The sequence below is a fragment of the Nocardioides ochotonae genome, from assembly GCF_011420305.2.
In the GTDB taxonomy this organism is placed as follows: Bacteria; Actinomycetota; Actinomycetes; order Propionibacteriales; family Nocardioidaceae; genus Nocardioides; species Nocardioides ochotonae.
Map to the genome: position 1 here is coordinate 454,749 of NZ_CP061769.1, position 16,427 is coordinate 471,175.

Below are 16,427 nucleotides of genomic sequence, written 5' to 3' on the forward strand. Positions count from 1 at the left end.
AGGCGGACAGACGCAGGAACAGGAGCGGGGACATGGGTATCGAGGAGAAGCTGCCGAGCGGGGTGCTGCTCACCACCGTCGAGGGGCTCTCGGGCTACATGCGCAAGGCGTCGTTCTGGCCGGCGACCTTCGGTCTGGCCTGCTGCGCCATCGAGATGATGACCTCCGGCGGGCCCAAGTACGACCTGGCCCGCTTCGGCATGGAGGTCTTCCGCGCCAGCCCGCGCCAGGCCGACCTGATGATCGTCGCCGGCCGGGTCAGCCAGAAGATGGCGCCGGTCCTGCGCCAGATCTACGACCAGATGCCCAACCCCAAGTGGGTGCTGGCCATGGGCGTGTGCGCCTCCAGCGGCGGCATGTTCAACAACTACGCGATCGTCCAGGGCGTCGACCACGTCGTCCCCGTCGACATGTACCTCCCCGGCTGCCCGCCGCGCCCGGAGATGCTGATCGACGCGATCCTCAAGCTCCACGACCAGGTGCAGCACGCCAAGCTCGGCGCCCACCGCGCCGCCGAGATCGAGACCCTCGAGACCGCCGCGCTGCGGGCGCTGCCGACCTCCGAGATGAAGGGGCAGCTGCGGTGAGTGATCCCGAGAGCACGCCGGAGAAGACCGCCGGCCCCGGGCAGCCGGCCGTCGAGCAGTCGCCCGAGAACGTCCCGGCGCCCCCCGGCGAGGTGCACCAGGTCGGGGAGCGGCACGGCATGTTCGGCGTCAGCGGCACCCCGGACACCAGCGGGTACGGCGGCCTGCGCCAGGCCGTCACGCTGCCCGCCCCGGCCCGGCGCCCGTACGGCGGCTGGTACGACGAGGTCGCCGACGTCCTCGCCGAGCGGCTGCGCGCCGGTGGCATCGAGCACGCCGTGGAGTCCGTGGTCCTGCACCGCGGCGAGATCACCTTCCACGTGCGCCGCGAGGACCTGCTGGCAGTGGTCAAGGTGCTGCGCGACGACCCCGCGCTGCGCTTCGAGCTGCTCTCCGGCGTCAGCGGCGTGCACTACCCCGGCGACACCGCGCGCGAGCTGCACGCGGTCTACCACCTGCTCTCGATGACCCACAACCGCCGGATCCGGCTCGAGGTCGGCGTCCCCGACGCCGACCCGCACCTGCCGTCGGTCGTCGCGGTCTATCCCACGGCCGACTGGCACGAGCGGGAGACCTACGACATGTTCGGCCTGATCTTCGACGGTCACCCCGGCCTGGCGCGGATCCTGATGCCCGACGACTGGCCCGGCCACCCGCAGCGCAAGGACTACCCGCTCGGCGGCATCCCCGTGGAGTACAAGGGCGGCTCGGTGCCGCCTCCCGACCAGCGCAGGAGCTACACGTAATGGCTCATGACATCTACGCCGGGACGTCCGAGACGACCGAGGGGCGGGTCTTCACCGTCTCCGGGCAGGACTGGGACGAGATCGCGGCCGGCCTCGCGGAGGACCCCGACAGCGAGCGCGCCGAGCGCGTCGTGGTCAACATGGGCCCCCAGCACCCCTCCACCCACGGCGTGCTGCGCCTGATCCTCGAGCTCGAGGGCGAGACGGTCACCGAGGCCCGCTGCGGCATCGGCTACCTGCACACCGGCATCGAGAAGAACATGGAGTACCGCTCCTGGGTGCAGGGCGTCACCTTCTGCACCCGGATGGACTACCTGGCGCCGCTGTTCAACGAGGCGACCTACGTGCTGGGCGTCGAGCGGCTGCTCGACATCGAGGACGAGATCCCCGAGAAGGCCCAGGTCATGCGGGTGCTCCTGATGGAGCTCAACCGGATCTCCTCCCACCTCGTCGCGATCGCGACGGGCGGCATGGAGATCGGCGCGCTGACCGTGATGACGATGGGCTTCCGCGAGCGCGAGCTGGTGCTGGACCTGTTCGAGCTCATCACCGGCCTGCGGATGAACCACGCGTTCATCCGCCCCGGCGGCGTCGCCCAGGACCTCCCGGTCGGGGCGCTGGAGGAGATCCGCTCCTTCATCGCGCTGATGAAGAAGCGGCTGCCCGAGTACGCCGCGCTGTGCAACGCCAACCCGATCTTCAAGGCCCGGCTCGAGGGAGTCGGCCACCTCGACCTCGAGGGCTGCCTGGCGCTCGGCATGACCGGACCGGTCCTGCGCAGCACCGGCTACCCCTGGGACCTGCGCAAGAGCGAGCCGGTCTGCGGCTATGAGGACTACGAGTTCGACGTGCAGACCTGGGACACCGCCGACGCCTACGGCCGCTTCCGGATCCGGCTCAACGAGATGTGGGAGTCGCTGCGCATCGTCGGGCAGGCCGCCGACCGGCTGGCCGGGCTCGAGGGCGCGCCGGTGATGATCGCGGACAAGAAGATCGCCTGGCCCAGCCAGCTCGCGATCGGCTCCGACGGCATGGGCAACTCCCTCGACCACATCCGCCACATCATGGGCGAGTCGATGGAGGCCCTCATCCACCACTTCAAGCTGGTCACCGAGGGCTTCCGGGTCCCGGCCGGGCAGGCCTACGTCCCGCTCGAGGGGCCTCGCGGCGAGCTCGGCGCCCACATCGTCTCCGACGGCGGCACCCGGCCGGCCCGGGTCCACTTCCGCGACCCGTCCTTCACCAACCTGCAGGCCACGAGCGTGATGAGCGAGGGCGGCATGGTCGCCGACATCATCGTCGCCATCGCCTCCATCGACCCCGTCATGGGAGGAGTCGACCGGTGAGCGCCACCCACGAGATCGACGACGCGACGTACGCCGAGCTGGAGCAGATCGCCGCGCGCTACCCCGAGGCGCGGTCCGGGCTGCTGCCGATGCTCCACCTGGTGCAGTCGGTGGCCGGGCGGATCACCCCGGAGGGCATCGAGGCCTGCGCCGACGTGCTCGGCATCTCCGCGGCCGAGGTGAGCGGCGTCGCGACGTTCTACACGATGTACAAGCGCAAGCCGGTGGGCGACTACCTCGTCGGTGTCTGCACCAACACCCTGTGCGCGGTGATGGGCGGCGACCTGATCTTCGAGCGGCTCAAGGAGCACCTCGACGTCGGCAACGACGAGACCACCGCCGACGGCGCGATCACCCTCGAGCACATCGAGTGCAACGCGGCCTGCGACTACGCCCCGGTGATGATGGTCAACTGGGAGTTCATGGACAACCAGACCCCCGAGTCGGCGGTCCAGGTGGTCGAGGAGCTGCGCAGCGGCGCCGAGGTCCGCTCCACCCGTGGCCCTCGGATCTGCACCTGGCGCGAGGCCGAGCGGGTGCTGGCCGGGTTCCCCGACGACCGCGCCGACGAGGGCCCCGCGGCCGGACCGGCGTCGCTGGCCGGCCTCGGCATCGCCCGCGAGCGCGGCTGGCGCGCGCCGGAGACCGGGTCCCCGGAGCTCGACGGGCACGACGTACCCGAGGAGCCGGCGCAGAAGGCGGCCGCGGCCTCCGAGGCCGACACCTCCCGTGCGGAGTCCGAGACGATCGAGGAGGAGGTCCGCGATGCCTGACGTGCTCACCCCGGTGCTCACCGACAACTGGGACCAGGAGCGGTCCTGGACCCTCGAGGCCTACGAGCGCCGCGGCGGCTACGGCGCCGTCGACCGGGCCTTCGAGATGGGCCCGGACGCGGTGATCGCCGCGGTCAAGGACTCCGGCCTGCGCGGCCGCGGCGGGGCGGGCTTCCCGACCGGCATGAAGTGGTCGTTCATCCCGCAGGACAACCCGCGCCCCAAGTACCTCGTGGTCAACGCCGACGAGTCCGAGCCGGGCACCTGCAAGGACATCCCGCTGATGATGGCCAGCCCGCACACGCTGGTCGAGGGCGTGATCATCAGCTCCTACGCGATCCGCGCCAACAAGGCGTTCATCTACATCCGCGGCGAGGTCCTGCATGTGATCCGCCGGGTGCAGCGCGCCGTGCAGGAGGCCTACCTCGCCGGCCACCTCGGCACCGACATCCACGGGTCGGGCTACGACCTCGACGTGGTCGTCCACGCCGGCGCCGGGGCCTACATCTGCGGCGAGGAGACCGCGCTGCTCGAGGGCCTGGAGGGCAAGCGCGGCCAACCGCGCCTGCGCCCGCCGTTCCCCGCGGTCGCCGGGCTCTACGCCAGCCCGACGGTGATCAACAACGTCGAGTCGATCTCCTCGGTGCCCAGCATCGTCGGCAACGGCCCGGGCTGGTTCTCCTCGATGGGCACCGAGAAGTCCGCCGGCTTCGGGATCTTCTCCCTCTCCGGGCACGTCGAGCGCCCCGGGCAGTACGAGGCGCCGCTCGGCATCACCCTGCGCCAGCTGCTCGACCTCGCCGGCGGCGTGCGCGCCGGACACGAGCTGAAGTTCTGGACACCCGGCGGCTCCAGCACCCCGCTGCTGACCGCCGAGCACCTCGACGTACCCCTCGACTTCGAGGGGGTCGCCGGCGCGGGCTCGATGCTCGGCACCCGGGCGCTGCAGATCTTCGACGAGACGGTCTGCGTGGTGCGCGCGGTGCTGCGCTGGACGGAGTTCTACAAGCACGAGTCGTGCGGCAAGTGCACCCCGTGCCGCGAGGGCACCTGGTGGCTGGCACAGACGCTGGCCGCGCTCGAGCGCGGCGAGGGCTCCGAGGCCGACCTCGACCTGCTGCTGGACCAGTGCGACAACATCCTGGGCCGCGCGTTCTGCGCCCTCGGCGACGGCGCCACCAGCCCGATCACCAGCTCGGTGCAGCACTTCCGCGAGGAGTACCTCGCCCACCTCAGCCACGGGGGCTGCCCGTTCGACCCCGTGGCCTCCACCGTCTTCGCGACCGAGGGGGTCTCGTGACGACCACACCGGACAACGTCCAGGCCGACACCGACCTGGTCACGCTGACCATCGACGGGGTCGAGGTCAGCGTGCCGCGCGACACCCTGGTGATCCGGGCCGCGGAGCAGGTCGGGGTGCAGATCCCGCGCTTCTGCGACCACCCGCTCCTCGAGCCGGTCGGCGCCTGCCGCCAGTGCCTGGTCGACGTCCCGGACGCCGGCAACGGCCGCGGGTTCCCCAAGCCGCAGGCCTCCTGCACGCTGCCGGTCGCCGACGGCATGGTGGTCAGCACCCAGGCCACCAGCCCGGTCGCCGACAAGGCGCAGCAGGGGATCATGGAGTTCCTGCTGGTCAACCACCCGCTCGACTGCCCGGTCTGCGACAAGGGCGGCGAGTGCCCGCTGCAGAACCAGGCGATGAGCAACGGGCGCGGCGAGTCCCGCTTCGAGGGCGTCAAGCGCACCTACCCCAAGCCGATCAACCTCTCCGCCAACGTCCTGCTGGACCGCGAGCGCTGCGTGCTGTGCGCGCGCTGCACCCGCTTCTCCGAGCAGATCGCCGGCGACCCCTTCATCGCCCTGGTGGAGCGCGGCGCGCTCCAGCAGGTCGGGATCTATGAGAAGGAGCCGCTGCAGAGCTACTTCTCCGGCAACACCATCCAGATCTGCCCGGTCGGCGCGCTCACCTCGGCGGAGTACCGCTTCCGGGCCCGCGCCTTCGACCTGGTCTCCACCCCCTCGGTCGCCGAGCACGACGCCTGCGGCGCCGCGATCCGCGTCGACCACCGCCGCGGCCGGGTGATGCGCCGCCTGGCCGGCAACGACCCCGAGGTCAACGAGGAGTGGATCACCGACAAGGACCGGTTCGCGTTCACCTACGCGACCCGTCCGGACCGGATCTCCTACCCGATGGTCCGCGACCGGGTCGAGGACGGCGGCGACGGCGAGCTGCGCCCGGCGTCGTGGACCGAGGCGTTCGCGGTCGCCGCGCGCGGCCTCGCCGCCGCCGGTCCGGCCGCGGTGCTGCCCGGCGGGCGGGTCAGCGCGGAGGACGCCTTCGCCTACGCCACCTTCGCCCGGCTCGCGCTCGGCACGAACGACGTCGACTTCCGGGCCCGGCCGCTCTCGGCCGAGGAGGCCGACTTCCTCGCCGCCGAGGTCGTGCTCACCGCGCCCGGCAACGGCGGGGTCACCTACGCCGACCTGGAGCAGGCCCGCAGCGTGGTGCTCCTGGGCCTGGAGCCCGAGGAGGAGGCCGGCACGCTCTTCCTGCGGCTGCGCAAGGCCTCCCGAGGCGGCACCCGGGTGCTCGCCGTGGCGCCGTACCGCAGCCGCGGCCTGCGCAAGATGCGCGGTCGCGTGATCGTGGCCGGACCCGGCGACGAGGCCGCGGTCATCGAGTCCCTGGCCGAGCACGCCGAGCACGGCATCGACAGCGACACCGTGCTGCTGGTGGGGGAGCGGCTGGCGACCTCGCCGGGCGCGCTCACCGCGGCCGCCGCGCTGGCCCGTCGTACCGGCGCCCGGCTGGCCTGGGTGCCGCGCCGGGCCGGGGACCGCGGGGCCGTCGAGGCCGGCTGCCTGCCCCACCTGCTCCCCGGCGGCCGCCCGGTCGCCGACGCCGCCGCCCGTGTCGACGCCGCCGCCGCCTGGGGCGTGGACCACCTGCCCGAGACCCCCGGCCGCGACGCCGACGCGATCGTCGCCGCGCTGCTCACCGGTGAGCTCGGCGGCCTGGTCATCGGCGGCGTGGACCCCGACGACACCGCGGACCCCGCCGCCACCCGCGCGGCGATCGAGGCCGCGCGCTTCGTGGTCGCGCTGGAGCTGCGCGAGACCGACGTGACCCGGGCCGCCGACGTGGTGTTCCCGGTGGCGCCGGTGATCGACAAGGCCGGCACGTTCGTGACCTGGGAGGGACGCCCGCGCCCCTTCGAGGCGGTCTTCGCCAACCCGGCCTCGCTGCCCGACCTGCGCATCCTCGCCGGCATCGCCGACGAGCTCGCCGCCCTCGGCGTCGGCACCCCGCTGGGGTTCCGCACCGTGCAGGACGCCCGCGCCCGGATGGTCGAGATGGGCCCCTGGGACGGTGCCCGGCCGGTGCTGGACGCCGCGGCCCCGGGCACGGCGGGGGTCACCGCCACCGAGCGGCCCGCCGACGCCGGCCCGACCGAGGGCCTGCGGCTGGCGACCTGGAAGCAGATGATCGACAACGCCTCGCTGCTCGACGGTGAGGACCACCTGCGCGCCACCGCCCGGATCCCGGTCGCCCGCGTGCCGCGGGCGGTCTACGACCAGGTCGGCGACCTGATGACGGTCATCGGCGACCGCGGACGCGCCACGCTGCCGACGGTGATCAACCGTGAGCTGCCCGACGACGTGATCTGGGTGCCCGCCAACTCCTTCGGCCGCGGCGTCCTGGCCGGCCTCGCCTCACCCGGGTCCCGGGTCCGCGTCATCGGAGGGCACGCATGATGCTCGGCACCGACATCTCCAGCGAGATCCCCAGCGACATCGGGCTGGGCGCCTTCGGCGCCGACCCGTGGTGGGTCATCACGATCAAGGCCGTGCTGATCTTCGTGGTGCTGGTCCTGCTGACGCTGTTCAACATCTGGTGGGAGCGCCGGGTCGTGGCCCGGATGCAGCACCGCATCGGCCCCAACGTCAACGGTCCCTTCGGCCTGCTCCAGTCGCTCGCCGACGGCGCCAAGCTGATGTTCAAGGAGGACCTGATCCCGGCGGCCGCCGACAAGGTGGTCTTCCTGATCGCCCCGGTGATCGCCGCGGTCGCGGCGTTCGCGACCTTCTCCGTGGTGCCGTTCGGGCCCGAGGTCACGATCCCGTTCACCGACACCGTCACCCCGCTGCAGCTCACCGACATGCCGGTCGCGGTGCTCTTCGTGCTCGCGATGGCCTCGATCGGCATCTACGGCATCGTGCTCGGCGGCTGGTCCAGCGGCTCGACGTACTCGCTGCTCGGCGGGCTGCGCTCGAGCGCGCAGATGATCTCCTACGAGGTGGCGATGGGCCTCGCGCTGGTCGCGGTGTTCCTCTACGCCGGGTCGATGTCGACCTCGGAGATCGTCGCCGCCCAGGACGACCTGTGGTTCGGCCTGGTGCTGCTGCCGTCGTTCGTGATCTACATGATCTCGATGGTCGGTGAGACCAACCGGGCGCCGTTCGACCTCCCCGAGGCCGAGGGCGAGCTGGTCGGCGGCTTCCACACCGAGTACTCCTCGATCAAGTTCGCGCTGTTCTTCCTCGCCGAGTACATCAACATGGCCACGGTCTCGGCGCTGGCCACGACGCTGTTCCTCGGCGGCTGGCACGCGCCGTTCTGGATCGACGAGCTCTACGCCGGCTTCAACGAGGGCTGGTGGCCGGTGCTCTGGTTCTTCGGCAAGGTGCTGTTCTTCATCTTCCTGTTCATCTGGCTGCGCGGCTCGCTGCCGCGGCTGCGCTACGACCAGTTCATGGCGTTCGGCTGGAAGCGTCTGATCCCGGCCGCACTGCTGTGGACGGTCGCCGTCGCCACCGTCCGTGCGCTGGAGGACCGTATCGACCTGCGCTGGGCGGCGATCGGCGCCGGCGTGCTGCTGGTGCTGTCGCTGGCGCTCTTCTTCTTCGGCGAGGACGAGGAGGAGGAGGCCGGCCAGGCCCCCGCCGCCACGCCCCCGCGGGCCGGGGCCTTCCCGGTCCCGCCGATGCCGGCGGGCGGCGCCGTCCGCGGCGCGGCCAGCCCCCTGACCTTCGACCAGCGATCCACCGTCCCGGCCGGCGAACCCGGCGCGGCCGGACAAGGAGGCACAGCCTGATGGCCACGCTCAAGGAGCAGTTCTGGGACCCGGTCGCCGGGTTCGGAGTCACCTTCCGCACGATGTTCAAGAAGGTCGTCACCGAGCAGTACCCCTTCGAGAAGCAGCCCACGGCCCCGCGCTTCCACGGCCGGCACCAGCTCAACCGCTGGCCCGACGGCCTGGAGAAGTGCATCGGTTGCGAGCTGTGCGCGTGGGCCTGCCCGGCCGACGCGATCTACGTCGAGGGCGGCTCCAACACCGAGGCCGAGCGCTACAGCCCCGGCGAGCGCTACGGCCGCGTCTACCAGATCAACTACCTGCGCTGCATCCTGTGCGGGCTGTGCATCGAGGCATGCCCGACCCGCGCGCTGACGATGACCAACGAGTACGAGCTGGCCGACGACAACCGCGCGGACCTGATCTATGAGAAGTCCGACCTGCTGGCGCCGCTGCTGCCCGGCATGGAGCAGCCGCCGCACCCGATGCTGCTCGGCGACGACGAGGGCGACTACTACCGGGGCACGTTCGCCGCGCGCGTCTCCACCGCCGAGGCCGCACCCCGTGGGGAGGGCACCGCATGACCGCGTTCTGGATCCTCGCCCCGGTGATGGTGGCCGCGGCCACCGCGATCCTCTTCGTGCGCAAGGCGGTGCACGCGGCGCTCCTGCTGGCCGTGGTGATGATCAGCCTCGCGGTGCTCTACGCGGTGCTCGAGGCGCCGTTCCTCTTCGCGGTGCAGATCATCGTCTACACCGGCGCGATCATGATGCTGTTCCTCTTCGTGCTGATGCTGGTCGGCGTCGACGCCTCCGACTCGGTGGTGGAGACGATCCCCGGGCAGCGGGTCACCGCCGGCGTGTTCGGCGTCCTGTTCGGCGTGCTGCTCCTGATCGGGATCTCCCAGATCTCCCTGGGCACCGTCGTCGGTCTCGAGGCGGCCAACAGCGGTGGCAACATCCAGGGCATCGCCAACGTGCTGTTCTCCCGCTACGTCTTCGCCTTCGAGGTGACCAGCGCGCTGCTGATCACCGCGGCGATGGGCGCGATGGTCCTCGCGCACCGCGAGCGGCTCACCCCCAAGCAGACCCAGGCCGACCGGGCCGCGCAGCGGCTGCGTGAGTACGCCGAGACCGGCGCGCCCCTCGGGCCGCTGCCGGCGCCCGGCGTCTACGCCCGCCACAACGCGGTCGACACCCCCGCCCTGCTGCCGGACGGCTCGCCGCTGGCCTCGTCGGTCTCCCGGGTGCTCGTCGCCCGGGGCGTGGTGCGCTCGGCGCCGGACCTGGCCGACGACATCGAGGAGGTCCAGCGCTCGCTCGGCGTCCCCGCCGCCGGCCCGGGACCCGCGCCCGCCACGACCGAGGAGGAGCAGGCGTGAACGACCCGGTTCCGTTCATCGCGCTCTCCGCGATCCTCTTCACGATCGGTGCCGTCGGCGTGCTGGTGCGCCGCAACGCGATCGTCGTCTTCATGTGCGTCGAGCTGATGCTCAACGCGTGCAACCTGGCGCTGGTCACCTTCGCCAAGCAGCACGGCAACCTCGACGGCCAGATCGCCGCGTTCTTCGTGATGGTCGTCGCCGCCGCTGAGGTGGTGGTCGGGCTCGCGATCATCATGACCATCTTCCGGACCCGTCGCTCGGCCTCGGTCGACGACGCGAGCCTGCTGAAGTACTAGGAGCCCGCCTCGATGTATGCCCTCGCAGAGAGCGTCCCCTTGGTCGACCCGGCCGCGGCGGACGGCGTCCAGTCGCTGATCTGGCTGGTCGTCGCGCTGCCGCTGGCCGGCGCCGTCGTCCTGTTGCTCGGCGGCCGCGCCACCGACCGCTGGGGCCACTGGCTCGGCACCGCGACCATCACCGGCTCCTTCGTGATGAGCGTGGTGCTCTTCATCGACCTGCTGGGCCGTCCCGACGACGACCGGCAGGTGGTCCGCCACCTCTACGACTGGATCCAGGTCGGCGGCCTGGACGTCGGGATGGACCTCCTCTACGACCCGCTGTCGGCGCTGTTCCTGCTGCTGATCACCGGCGTCGGCGCGCTGATCCACGTGTACTCGATCGGCTACATGAGCCACGACCCGCGGCGCCGGCGCTTCTTCGCCTACCTCAACCTGTTCGTCGCGGCCATGCTCGTGCTGGTCCTGGCGGAGAACTACCTGGTGCTGTTCCTCGGCTGGGAGGGTGTGGGCCTCGCGTCGTACCTGCTGATCGGCTTCTGGCAGCACAAGCCCAGTGCGGCCGCGGCGGCGAAGAAGGCGTTCGTCATCAACCGCGTCGGCGACATCGGCATGGCCCTGGCGATCGCGCTGCTCTTCGTCACCTTCGGCACCACCAGCTTCAGCGGCGTGAGTGCCCTGGCCGGCGGCGCGTCGCAGTCGACGCTCACCGCGATCGGGCTGCTGCTCCTGCTCGCCGCGTGCGGCAAGTCCGCCCAGGTGCCGCTCCAGGCCTGGCTGCTGGACGCGATGGAGGGCCCGACCCCGGTCTCGGCCCTGATCCACGCCGCGACCATGGTCACCGCAGGCGTCTACCTGGTGGTCCGCTCCAACTTCGTCTTCGAGCGCGCTCCCGACGCCCAGACCGCGGTCGTCGTGGTCGCCGTGGTCACGCTCCTGTGGGGCGCGATCATCGGTTGCGCCAAGGACGACATCAAGAAGGTGCTGGCCGGCTCGACGATGAGCCAGATCGGCTACATGATGCTCGGCGCCGGGCTCGGCGTCGCGGGCTACGCCTTCGCGATCTTCCACCTGCTCGCCCACGGCTTCTTCAAGGCCAACATGTTCCTCGGCGCCGGCTCGGTCATGCACGGCATGAACGACGAGGTCGACATGCGCCGCTACGGCGCCCTGCGCCACGCGATGCCGATCACCTTCCTCACCTTCTCGATGGGCTACCTGGCGATCATCGGCTTCCCAGGCTTCTCCGGCTTCTGGTCCAAGGACAAGCTGATCGAGACCGCGCTCGCCGACAGCTGGCTGGTCGGGCTGCTCGCCCTCCTCGGCGCCGGCATCACCGCCTTCTACATGACCCGGCTGATGCTGCTCACCTTCTTCACCTCCAAGCGCTGGCGCGACGACGCGCACCCCCACGAGTCGCCCGCGGTGATGACCGTGCCGCTGATCGTGCTGGCCGCGCTCTCGGTCCTCGGTGGCGTGCTGCTGCTCGGAGACTGGATCGTCGACTGGCTCGCGCCGGTGGTGGGCACCGCCGAGCACCACGAGCCGCCGATCCCGGTGCTGGCGGTGACCGCGCTGGCGGTCGCCGTCGTCGCGGTCGGCGTCGCCCTCGCCTGGTTCCTCGTCGGTCGCCACGAGGTGCCGGTGACCCCGCCGCAGCGGGTCTCGCTCGCCACCCGGGCGGCCCGCGCCGACCTGTACGGCGACGTCGTCAACGACGCCCTCGTGGTCCGCCCCGGCGCCGCGCTGGCCCGTGGCCTCACCACGTCCGACCGCCGCGTCGTCGACGGCTTCTTCACCGGGATCGCGGCGGGGGTCGGTGGCCTCGGCCGCGGGCTCCGGCGGGCCCAGAACGGCTACGTCCGCTCCTATGCCCTGTCCGTGCTCGGCGGCGGCCTGCTGGTCGTCCTGGCCCTCCTGGCGGTGACGATCTGATGTCCGACCTTCCCTGGCTCACCGTCCTCTTCGCGGTCCCGCTGCTCGGCGCGCTCGTGGTGGCGTTCCTGCCGCGCTCCTCCGCGACCCTGCTCAAGCAGGTCGGCATCGGCGTCGCGCTGCTGAGCGCTGCCGTGGCCGTGGCGATCGCCGCCCAGTTCGACGCCGACGGCGGCATGCAGCTCACCGAGACCCACACCTGGATCGAGGCCTTCGGCGTCCACTACGCCCTCGGCATCGACGGGCTCGGCCTGCTGCTGGTGCTGCTCACCGTGGTGCTCGTCCCGGTGGTCCTCCTCGGCGCCTGGGACGACGGGGCGGAGAACCCCCGCGCCTTCGTCGCCTGGACGCTGGCCCTCGAGGGCCTCTCCCTGGCGGTCTTCACCGCCACCGACGTGTTCTTGTTCTACGTCGTCTTCGAGGCCACGCTCATCCCCGCCTACTTCCTGATCGGCGGTTTCGGCAAGGTCGGCCGCTCGGCGGCTGCGGTGAAGTTCCTGATGTTCCAGCTGGTCGGCGGCCTGGTGCTGCTCGCCGCGGTCATCGGCCTCTACGTCGTGTCGGCCGACGCCGGCACCCCGTCGTACCTCCTGAGCGACCTGATGGCGCTGGACATCGACACCACCGCCGGACGCTGGCTGTTCGCCGGGTTCTTCATCGCCTTCGCGATCAAGGCGCCGCTGTTCCCGGTGCACACCTGGCTGGCCGACACCACCGAGAAGGCGACCCCGGGCACCTCGATCCTGCTGGTCTGCGTGCTCGACAAGATCGGCACCTTCGGGATGCTGCGCTTCTGCCTCGGCATCTTCCCCGAGGCCTCGCAGTGGGCGACCCCGCTGGTCGTCGTGCTGGCGCTGATCTCGATCGTCTACGGCGCGCTGGTGGCCATCGGGCAGGACGACATCCTGCGCCTGATCGGCCTGACCTCGCTGAGCCACTTCGGCTTCATCACCCTGGGCATCTTCGCGATGAGCACCCTGGGCGGCAGCGGTGCGGTGCTCTACATGGTCAACCACGGCCTCGGCACCGCCGCGCTGTTCCTGGTGGCCGGCTACCTGATCCGGCGCCGCGGAACCACGCTGATCAGCGAGATGGGCGGCTACGAGCGCACCATGCCGGTGCTCGCCGGGCTCTTCCTCATCGCGGGTCTCGCGACCCTGAGCCTGCCCGGCCTGAGCCCGTTCGTCTCGGAGTTCCTGGTCATCGTGGCCGCGTTCGACTACCACTGGCTCGCCGGTGCGGTGGCCGTGACCGGCATCGTGCTCGCGGCGATCTACGTGCTGTGGGCCTACCAGCGGATCATGACCGGCCCGGGCCGCCCGGAGGTCGAGGCGACCGCAGGGGAGCCGATCGGGGAGCCGGGCACCCCCGTGGCCGTCGGCGCACCGGCCGGCGCTCCCGCGCCCGGCACCGCCCCGTCGGTCGCAACGCGCGCCCCGACGGACACCCTCACCACCCGCGACCTCAGCGTCCGCGAGGTCGTCGCCGCCGCACCGCTGGTCGTGGGCCTGGTGCTGTTCGGCTTCTGGCCGATGCCGATGCTCGACGTCAGCAACCCGACCGTCGAGTCCCTGCTCAGCCACGTCGGGGTCAGTGACGACCCGCCGGAGGTCGACGAGAGCACCGCCATTGTCGGCGAGACCGAGGAAGGCCACTGATGGAGTTCGTCAAGCCCACCATCGAGTACGCCGAGCTGGCGCCGCTGCTGATCGTCTTCGCCGTGGCCGTCGTCGGCGTCCTCGTGGAGGCGTTCGCGCCGCGCCCGCTGCGCCGCCCGATCCAGCTCACCCTGTCCGGTGTCGGACTGATCGCGGCGTTCGCCGCCACGGTGTGGGTCGCCACGCGGCTCGACGTGATCGCCGACGGCGCCGCGCGCGGCCTGGTCGCCGCCGGTGGCACGGTCGTGGTCGACGGCCCCAGCGTCTTCCTGTGGGGCCTGATCCTGGTGTTCGCGGCCGGAGGGCTGATGCTCTTCTCCGAGCGCCGCCTGGAGGGTGGGCTGTCCGCCTTCGCCGGCCAGGCCGCGGCGCTGCCCGGCACCGAGGCCGAGCGGCGCGCGTCCAACCAGGGCCTGGACCACACCGAGGTCTACCCGCTGATGATGTTCGCCATCGGCGGCATGATGCTCTTCCCCGCCTCCGGCGACCTGCTGACGATGTTCATCGCCCTCGAGGTGCTCTCGCTGCCGCTGTACCTGCTCTGCGGGCTGGCGCGCCGTCGCCGCCTGCTGAGCCAGGAGGCCGCGCTGAAGTACTTCCTGCTCGGCGCGTTCTCCTCGGCGTTCTTCCTCTACGGCGTGGCCCTGACCTACGGCTACGCCGGGTCGATGCAGCTGGAGCGGATCGCCGAGGCGGTCCGCAACGGCGGCGGCAGCTCCGCGCTGCTGCTCATCGGCATCGGGATGCTGGCCGTCGGCCTGCTGTTCAAGGTCGGCGCCGCGCCGTTCCACGCCTGGACCCCCGACGTCTACCAGGGTGCGCCCACCGCCGTCACCGCGTTCATGGCCGCGTGCACCAAGATCGCGGCCTTCGGCGCCCTGATGCGCCTCTTCCACGTCGCCTTCGGCGCCAACCGGTGGGACTGGCAGCCGATGCTGTGGGTGGTCGCGATCCTCACCATGCTGGTCGGCGCCGTGCTCGCCGTCGCCCAGCGCGACGTGAAGCGGATGCTCGCCTACTCCTCGATCGCGCACACCGGCTTCCTGCTCACCGGCGTGCTCGGGGTGCAGGCCACCTCCGACCTCGCGGTCGGCGAGGTCACCTCGCTCCAGGCGGTGCTGTTCTACCTGGCGACGTACGGCTTCGCGATGGTCGCGGCCTTCGGCATCGTCACGCTGGTGCGCGACGCCGGCGGCGAGGCGACGTCGTTCGAGCGGTGGGCAGGCCTCGGCCGGCGCTCGCCGCTGGTCGCCGGCTGCTTCGCGCTGCTGCTGCTCTCGATGGCCGGCATCCCGCTGACCGCCGGCTTCGTCGGCAAGTGGGCGGTGTTCACCGTGGCCATGTCGGCGGGTGCCTGGCCGGTCGTCGCGGTGGCCATCGCCGCCAGCGCGATCGCGATCTTCTTCTACGTCCGCCAGATCCGGCTGATGTTCTTCACCGAGCCGCAGGGCGAGGTCGCCAGCGTGGTGACCCCGTCGCTGGCGACCTCCGCGGTGATCGCCATCGGGGTGGTCGGGACGCTCGTCCTGGGTCTGGTGCCCGGCCCCGTGCTCGATCTCGCGGCCCATGCGGGACAATTCCTCAGGTGAGCTCCACACTGGCCCTGCCCGTCACCGATCCGGCCCTGGAAGCGCGCCTGCGCGAACGCCTCGCCGTCGTCGAGAAGGCCCTCTACGCACACGTCCAGAGCCGCTACCCCTACGTCACGGAGGCGGCCAGCCACCTCCTCGACGCGGGCGGCAAGCGGTTCCGCCCCTTCCTCGTGCTGCTCGCGGCCGAGACCGGCCCGCGGCCTGCGGACGACGCCGTGGTCACCGCGGCCTGCATCGTGGAGATCACCCACGTCGGGTCGCTCTACCACGACGACGTCATGGACGAGGCGGCCCTGCGCCGCGGGGCCGACTCGGCCAACGCGCGCTGGGACAACCTGGTCGCGATCCTGACCGGTGACTTCCTGTTCGCGAAGTCCTCCGAGCTCACCGCCACGCTCGGCTCCGAGGCGGTGCGCATCCAGGCCGAGACCTTCACCCGCCTGGTGGAGGGCCAGATCCTCGAGACCGTCGCGCCGGGGCCCGACGAGGACCCGCTCGAGCACTACCTCGAGGTGGTCGCCGGCAAGACCGGCTCGCTGATCGCCACCTCCGCGCGCTACGGCGCCCGCTTCGGCGGTGCCCCGCGCGAGGTCGAGGAGGCGCTCGCGGAGTACGGCGAGATCGTCGGCAGCGCCTTCCAGCTCTCCGACGACATCCTCGACGTCGCCTCGGAGACCGCGGAGTCGGGCAAGACGCCCGGCACCGACCTGCGCGAGGGCGTGCCGACGCTGCCGGTGCTGATGGCCAAGGCCTCCACCGACCCCGCCGACGCCCGCCTGCTCGAGCTCCTCGACGCCGACCTCAGCGACGACGCCCTGCACGCCGAGGCGCTGGAGCTGCTGCGCCGCCACCCGGCGATGGACCAGGCCCGTGCCTACGTCGTCGCGCGCGCCCAGGAGGCCAAGGCGCGCCTGGCAGCCGTCCCCGAGGGGCCGGTGCGCGACGCGCTCGAGGCGTTCGCCGACGCGGTCGCCATCCGCAGCACCTGACCCCGACCGACTGACCCGGCGGCCCGGTCTCGGGGCGTCGGGTCTC

At 71.7% G+C, this 16,427-nt stretch carries 14 protein-coding genes; all 14 read left to right on the top strand.

Annotated features, from left to right (window positions below):
- Nucleotides 1-32: 32 nt before the first annotated feature.
- Genes HBO46_RS02240 through HBO46_RS02305 form a run of 14 tightly spaced genes read left to right on the top strand, consistent with a single transcriptional unit; the run spans nucleotide 33 to nucleotide 16,381 of the window.
- A complete protein-coding gene (locus HBO46_RS02240; RefSeq protein WP_153321938.1) occupies nucleotides 33-587 on the top strand; it encodes a NuoB/complex I 20 kDa subunit family protein in 555 nt (184 codons plus the stop codon).
- A complete protein-coding gene (locus HBO46_RS02245) occupies nucleotides 584-1,333 on the top strand; it encodes an NADH-quinone oxidoreductase subunit C (RefSeq protein WP_166137318.1) in 750 nt (249 codons plus the stop codon). Before HBO46_RS02240 ends, HBO46_RS02245 begins: the two co-directional genes overlap by 4 nt.
- Nucleotides 1,333-2,679 carry an NADH-quinone oxidoreductase subunit D gene (locus HBO46_RS02250; RefSeq protein ID WP_166137315.1) on the top strand — a complete coding sequence of 449 codons (1,347 nt, stop codon included), beginning with the start codon at nucleotides 1,333-1,335 and terminating at the stop codon, nucleotides 2,677-2,679. The genes HBO46_RS02245 and HBO46_RS02250 overlap by 1 nt, the downstream gene beginning before the upstream one ends.
- Nucleotides 2,676-3,452: an NADH-quinone oxidoreductase subunit NuoE gene (nuoE, locus tag HBO46_RS02255; RefSeq protein WP_166137312.1), complete on the top strand. Its 777-nt coding sequence runs from the start codon at nucleotides 2,676-2,678 to the stop codon at nucleotides 3,450-3,452. The genes HBO46_RS02250 and nuoE overlap by 4 nt, the downstream gene beginning before the upstream one ends.
- Nucleotides 3,445-4,752 (top strand): NADH-quinone oxidoreductase subunit NuoF, encoded by a 1,308-nt coding sequence (gene nuoF, locus HBO46_RS02260; protein ID WP_166137309.1) that lies wholly within the window; start codon nucleotides 3,445-3,447, stop codon nucleotides 4,750-4,752. Before nuoE ends, nuoF begins: the two co-directional genes overlap by 8 nt.
- Nucleotides 4,749-7,208, top strand: a complete 2,460-nt coding sequence (locus tag HBO46_RS02265) for an NADH-quinone oxidoreductase subunit G (RefSeq protein ID WP_166137306.1) — start codon at nucleotides 4,749-4,751, stop codon at nucleotides 7,206-7,208. Before nuoF ends, HBO46_RS02265 begins: the two co-directional genes overlap by 4 nt.
- Complete coding sequence (gene nuoH, locus HBO46_RS02270) at nucleotides 7,205-8,548, top strand: NADH-quinone oxidoreductase subunit NuoH (protein WP_166137303.1); 1,344 nt, start codon at nucleotides 7,205-7,207, stop codon at nucleotides 8,546-8,548. Before HBO46_RS02265 ends, nuoH begins: the two co-directional genes overlap by 4 nt.
- Entirely contained in the window at nucleotides 8,548-9,111 is a 564-nt protein-coding gene (gene nuoI / locus HBO46_RS02275; RefSeq protein WP_166137300.1) for an NADH-quinone oxidoreductase subunit NuoI, read from the top strand. The genes nuoH and nuoI overlap by 1 nt, the downstream gene beginning before the upstream one ends.
- Entirely contained in the window at nucleotides 9,108-9,908 is an 801-nt protein-coding gene (locus HBO46_RS02280) for an NADH-quinone oxidoreductase subunit J (RefSeq protein ID WP_166137297.1), read from the top strand. Before nuoI ends, HBO46_RS02280 begins: the two co-directional genes overlap by 4 nt.
- The gene (gene nuoK / locus HBO46_RS02285; protein WP_166137294.1) at nucleotides 9,905-10,207 is read left to right on the top strand and encodes an NADH-quinone oxidoreductase subunit NuoK; all 303 of its coding nucleotides are present in this window, start codon (nucleotides 9,905-9,907) and stop codon (nucleotides 10,205-10,207) included. The genes HBO46_RS02280 and nuoK overlap by 4 nt, the downstream gene beginning before the upstream one ends.
- A gap of 12 nt (nucleotides 10,208-10,219) precedes the next feature.
- Complete coding sequence (gene nuoL / locus HBO46_RS02290; protein ID WP_166137291.1) at nucleotides 10,220-12,142, top strand: NADH-quinone oxidoreductase subunit L; 1,923 nt, start codon at nucleotides 10,220-10,222, stop codon at nucleotides 12,140-12,142.
- The gene (locus HBO46_RS02295) at nucleotides 12,142-13,800 is read left to right on the top strand and encodes an NADH-quinone oxidoreductase subunit M (RefSeq protein WP_166137288.1); all 1,659 of its coding nucleotides are present in this window, start codon (nucleotides 12,142-12,144) and stop codon (nucleotides 13,798-13,800) included. Before nuoL ends, HBO46_RS02295 begins: the two co-directional genes overlap by 1 nt.
- On the top strand, nucleotides 13,800-15,389 hold the full coding sequence (gene nuoN / locus HBO46_RS02300; RefSeq protein WP_166137285.1) for an NADH-quinone oxidoreductase subunit NuoN: 1,590 nt from the start codon (nucleotides 13,800-13,802) through the stop codon (nucleotides 15,387-15,389). The genes HBO46_RS02295 and nuoN overlap by 1 nt, the downstream gene beginning before the upstream one ends.
- Complete coding sequence (locus tag HBO46_RS02305) at nucleotides 15,386-16,381, top strand: polyprenyl synthetase family protein (RefSeq protein WP_397186567.1); 996 nt, start codon at nucleotides 15,386-15,388, stop codon at nucleotides 16,379-16,381. The genes nuoN and HBO46_RS02305 overlap by 4 nt, the downstream gene beginning before the upstream one ends.
- The last annotated feature ends 46 nt before the right edge of the window (nucleotides 16,382-16,427 follow it).